The 3,254-nt window shown below is 45.9% G+C and carries 2 protein-coding genes; one reads left to right on the top strand and one right to left on the bottom strand.

Annotated elements, in window-relative coordinates; all coding sequences use genetic code 11:
- Positions 1-242: 242 nt before the first annotated feature.
- Positions 243-1,859: an NAD(P)H-quinone oxidoreductase subunit 4 gene (locus RMO27_RS07265; RefSeq protein ID WP_309730964.1), complete on the bottom strand. Its 1,617-nt coding sequence runs from the start codon at positions 1,857-1,859 to the stop codon at positions 243-245.
- Between the two features lie 403 nt (positions 1,860-2,262).
- Between RMO27_RS07265 and RMO27_RS07260 the strand changes: the two genes are divergently transcribed.
- Positions 2,263-3,162, top strand: a complete 900-nt coding sequence (locus RMO27_RS07260) for a carbohydrate ABC transporter permease (RefSeq protein ID WP_396133638.1) — start codon at positions 2,263-2,265, stop codon at positions 3,160-3,162.
- Positions 3,163-3,254: the final 92 nt, after the last annotated feature.

Genomic DNA, 3,254 nt, shown 5'->3' with positions numbered 1-3,254 from the left:
TAAGGTTGTGGTCATTGGTTATGATTGCTTGGTGTTCTCGGTAGAACGGAATGTTTTTTATGTATAAACCTAATCTAACGTTATTGTTAACGTTTGTAAACGTTTCTCAGGTTTGCAGAACTGATGAGAGTCATCAGGTTTCGTTATGCTTGAGAGTAGGCATTACTTCTAGAGCGTGTTATCAATCTCGCTCGCCTGCACTGTGTTAATGGGCGCGGGCAATTAAGAGCTTAATATTTTAGCTACGGTAAGAGACTTGCCAATTTACTGGGAATATTCGGTGAAGCGATCGTTGCTTTCGAGTCAGTTAAGATCGATCGAGCATACAAATTAGTCTCTTGATGCTCGGCAACCGCTGTCGGTAAAGCTTCGCGTAGATGAGCGACAACAGCAGTCGTCGTGATGTCATAGGTTTGCGTCACCAGCTTGGGATATAAACCAATCCCAATAATCGGGATTAGCAGGCACATCGCGATCGCTAATTCGCGCGGTTTGGCATCCCCCCAACTTTCCCCCCCAGCTTCCAGCTTGCCAAAAAAGACGCGACGCAACATCGATAGTAAATAAATCGGTGTAATTAATAAGCCCACCGCTGCCAAGAACACAATCCCAATCTTGAACCCGTCGCTATACACATCGCTAGTCGTCAAGCCCAAGAAAATTGACAATTCGCTGACAAAACCGCTCATCCCAGGTAGAGCCAAGGATGCCATCGATGCAAACGTAAACATGGCAAACGTGGTCGGCATCGATTTGGCAATCCCACCCATCTTATCCATCGATAGCGTATGCGTCCGCTCGTAAATCACCCCAGATAGGAAGAACAAGACTGCGGCAATCCCACCATGAGAAATCATTTGCAGCATCGCGCCATTGACGCCCAGCGCAGTAAAGGAAGAAATCCCAATCAGCACAAAGCCCATGTGCGAGATCGACGAATAAGCCAACCGCCGCTTGAGATTGTCTTGCGAGAAAGCTGCTAAGGCACCGTAGATAATATTCACGACACCCAACACCGCCAATACAGGGGCAAAATATACATGCGCGTGGGGCAGCATTTCTGCATTCAACCGAATCAGGGCGTAGCCGCCCAACTTCAGCAATACCCCTGCCAAAATCATCGACCCAGGTGCGGGAGCCTCACCATGAGCATCCGGCAGCCAAGTATGGAAGGGGAAAATCGGTAGTTTGACGCCAAAAGCGATCAGTAAACCTGTATAGGCTAATAATTCTAAGCCGATCGGGTACTCTTTGAGTCCGAGGGCAGTGATATCAAAAGTCACCGTATCGCCGTAAAAAGCTAATCCCAGTGCTGCCAGCAGAATAAAGATCGAAGCTAATGCTGTATATAAAATGAATTTCGTCGCCGCATAAAACCTTTGTCCGCCGCCCCAGATCGAAATAATCAGGTAGACCGGAACTAATTCTAGCTCCCAGAGCATGAAGAACATCAGCAGATCTTGAGCCAAGAAGACTGCAATCTGAGCACTGTACATCACCAGCATCAAGCTAAAAAATAGACGCGGCTTGAGCGTGATGTTCCAAGCGGCAAAGGTTGCCAGCGTCGTCACAAACCCCGTCAATACCACTAAGGGCATCGATAATCCATCTACGCCCAGCGACCAATTCAATCCTAATTGGGGTACCCAACTATATCGCTCGACCAACTGCAAGCTGGAGTTGTCGAAGTCGTACTGGGTTGCAAATGTATAGATGATCAAACATAATTCTAAGATCCCGATACCCAGTGCATAGAACCGCACAGTTTTACCATTGGTGTCGGGTAGCACGGGAATAGCCAGGGCAGCTATCAGTGGAAACGCAATAATCGCAGTGAGCCAGGGAAATTCAGAAATCATAGAGATGCGATGAGGATCGAGTGGGATACTTCACTGCTGGACAACGTTAGTATCTAATCTTGGTAGGTATAAATACTCATTATATCAATGATATACCTTGTTCATAATGCTGACAACTCGTAACTAAAATTTACAAGTTGTAAAATACCGTTACTATAGGGTACCCCTTTTTCGATCGCAAATTGCCTCCAGTCGAGCAGAAGGATCGTTTAACAGTTGACAGTTGCGGCTCGCGCCCTGGAGGTTCCCTCCAGATTGAGCGAGAAAAGAAAGACAGCTTGGCGGGACAAAGATTTAGACCCTGTCCCGATCGCTAATGTTATCAAAGTGGCGAAGATCGACGTAAGATCGATCGTGGTTTCGATCGTGAGACTAAGCTTTGACAAGGAGAATCGACCCAAACATGTTGCAATCGCCATCAACCCGTCCCGCGAACACTACTTTTTGGCAGTCCTCGATCGGGAAATTAATCAAAATCTATGGTGGCTTGAGCGCGATCGCGTGTTTGATGCTATTTCCATTACTATGGCTATTGAGTACGTCACTCAAATCAGCAGATGAAAATATTTTCCAATCGCCGCCGCAATTATTCCCCAGCCACCCAACTTTAGAAAATATAGTTACCGTTTGGCAAAGTAACAATAATTCGTTTTCCCACTATTTCGTGAATAGTATTATCGTTGCCATTCTGAGCGTGATTATCAACACGATATTTTGTGCATTGGCAGCTTACCCACTCGCTAGATTAGAATTTAAAGGGAAAGAGGCCATCTTTGCGATCGTGGTTTCGACGATTATGATTCCCTTTCAGATCGTGATGATCCCCCTGTATATCATTGCCGTTCAATTGGGTTTAATGAATACTTACTTGGGGGTAATTTTACCGAATTTAGCTTCAGCATTTGGTATTTTCTTATTGCGTCAAGCTTTCCAATCCGTACCAAAGGAACTCGAAGAAGCTGCGCGGATGGATGGTTGTTGGGAAATTGGGATCTGGTGGAGTGTGATGTTACCTGCCATTCGCCCCTCCTTAGTTACTCTGGCAATTTTTGTATTTATCGGCGCGTGGAGTGATTTTTTGTGGCCGTTAATTATCCTCCAAGATGATGCTTATTACACGTTGCCATTGGGAGTGGCGAAGTTAGCTGAAGGTGCTTTTGGGTTAAATTGGAGACTAGTCGCTGCTGGTTCGGTGATTTCGATCGCGCCTGTCTTAATTTTATTTATGTTCGTCCAACGTTATATCGTACCTACCGCTACTAGTAGTGGTAGGTACGATATAACGTTGGACGAACATAAATAAAATTAAGACAGGCGCGATCGAAATCACCGAACCAGCAGCGACTAGTCTCCAATTTAACCCAAAAGCACCTTCAGCTAACTTCGCCACTCCCA

The organism is Chamaesiphon sp. OTE_75_metabat_556, assembly GCF_031378165.1.
Taxonomy (GTDB): Bacteria; Cyanobacteriota; Cyanobacteriia; order Cyanobacteriales; family Chamaesiphonaceae; genus Chamaesiphon.
Note: the sequence above shows the minus strand (reverse complement) of the source record. Positions and strands in the feature narration are given on the sequence as shown.

What these genes read in the sequence shown, in the direction of transcription:
- RMO27_RS07260 (WP_396133638.1), top strand. Translation starts at nt 2,263, where the DNA reads ATGTTGCAATCGCCATCAACCCGTCCCGCGAACACTACTTTTTGGCAG.
- RMO27_RS07265 (WP_309730964.1), bottom strand. Translation starts at nt 1,859, where the DNA reads ATGATTTCTGAATTTCCCTGGCTCACTGCGATTATTGCGTTTCCACTG.